The organism is Chelativorans intermedius (genome assembly GCF_025398255.1).
Classification (GTDB): Bacteria; Pseudomonadota; Alphaproteobacteria; order Rhizobiales; family Rhizobiaceae; genus Chelativorans; species Chelativorans intermedius.
Map to the genome: position 1 here is coordinate 1 of NZ_JAODNW010000078.1, position 1,550 is coordinate 1,550.

Annotated in this window: 1 protein-coding gene; it reads right to left on the bottom strand. The window is 65.0% G+C overall.

Annotated features, from left to right (window positions below):
• Positions 1 to 126 precede the first annotated feature (126 nt).
• Positions 127 to 1,497: an IS1182 family transposase gene (locus NYR58_RS20320; protein WP_261522938.1), complete on the bottom strand. Its 1,371-nt coding sequence runs from the start codon at positions 1,495 to 1,497 to the stop codon at positions 127 to 129.
• Positions 1,498 to 1,550 lie beyond the last annotated feature (53 nt).

Sequence of the window (1,550 nt, forward strand, 5' to 3'; positions counted from 1 at the left end):
CAGACCGCTGACAAACCCCGTCATTTTCGGCGGGGTTTTGTTTTATGGGTTTGTTGGGGTTTGGGATTTCGTTGTCAGGTTGGTTTGTCGGAGGTTGCCGGTCGGCGGCATGGCGGTTCTTGGGTCTCAGGCGGGGGCTGTTTTCGGCTTCGGCGAGAGGCAAAGCGCGATCTTCTTGATGTTCTGGGCGGCGGCTGCGAGCAGGCACTGGACGCGCACGCGAACGAGACTTCGGAAGCGCGCGTAGCGGTGGCCGTGCAATTGCTTGGCGTCGGCGAAGGAGCGCTCGACGGTCTCCTTGCGGCGGCGGTAGATCGCCTTGCCCCATGCGGTCTTGCGGTTGGCGTCGGTGCGCTCCCGAGCGTCCTGCCAGACATGGCGGGTGATCAGTCTCGTGGCGCTGGCGCTCGATGTGCATGAGGCGAGCAGCGGACAGTCCCTGCAGATGGCCGGGTCGCTCTTGTAGTGCCGGTAGCCGGTGCGGTCGGTGGTGGCGTAGGCGAGCGACTGGCCTTGCGGGCAGCGATAGGCGTCGGCCTCTGGATCGTATGTGAAGGCGCTCTTCCTCATCATGCCGGGCTTGGGCGGGGTCGGGTTGCGATAGCCGGTGACGCCCATGATGGCGCGATCCTCCAACCCCCTGGCGATGCCGGCCGTGGCGTAGCCGGCGTCGAGGCCGACGGCGCCCACATCGAAGCCGAAGCGCCCGATCTGGCGGTCGAGCCGGCCGAGATAGACGATCGAGTCGTGCACGTTGGCCGGCGTCGCATGGCTGTCGGTGATGATGGCGTGGCGGCCGTCCACCGTGCGATGGTCGAGGTAGAAGAAGCCCTTCGGCTTGCCGTCGCGCACCATGTAGCCGCTGTCGGGATCGGTGCGCGACACCTTCGTCTCCTTCAGGGCGGGCTGCCGCTCCTTCTCCTTCAGCGGCTTCTTGCCGTGGGCGGCGCGGTCCTCCTCGATCGCCGCGTCGAGATCGTCCCAGTAGTCGGCGCGCGACTTGGCCACAACGGCCACGTCGAACTTCGCCTTGTTGGCGTTGGCCTTGAGATGCGTCGAGTCGGTATAGAGCACCGTGCCGTCGACCAGGCCGGCCCGGATCGCCTGCTCGACGATCCTGTCGAAGATCGACTGCGCTATTGCCTCGTCCTGGTAGCGGCGGCGACGGTTCTGAGACAGCGTCGAGGCGTCGAACACCTTGTCGGTCAGCTTGAGCCGCAGAAACCAGCGGTAGGCGACGTTGACCTCGATCTCGCGCACCAGCTGCCGCTCCGAACGAACGCCGAACAGGTAGCCGATGAACAGCGCCTTGAACATCAAGGTCGGGTCGAGCGGCGGCCGGCCGTTGTCGGGGCAGTAGAGCGGCGCCGTCAGGTCATGGATGAAGGAAAAGTCGATCACCCGGTCGATCTTGCGAAGCAGGTGATCCTTCGGGACCAGCTCGTCGAGCCTCACAATCTCGAGCGCGGTCTGTTCAGGGGCGGGTCGCTTCAACATGACCCAGTGAATCAAAAACCCCCGGCCAAAGCCAGGGGTTTGTCAGCGGTCTG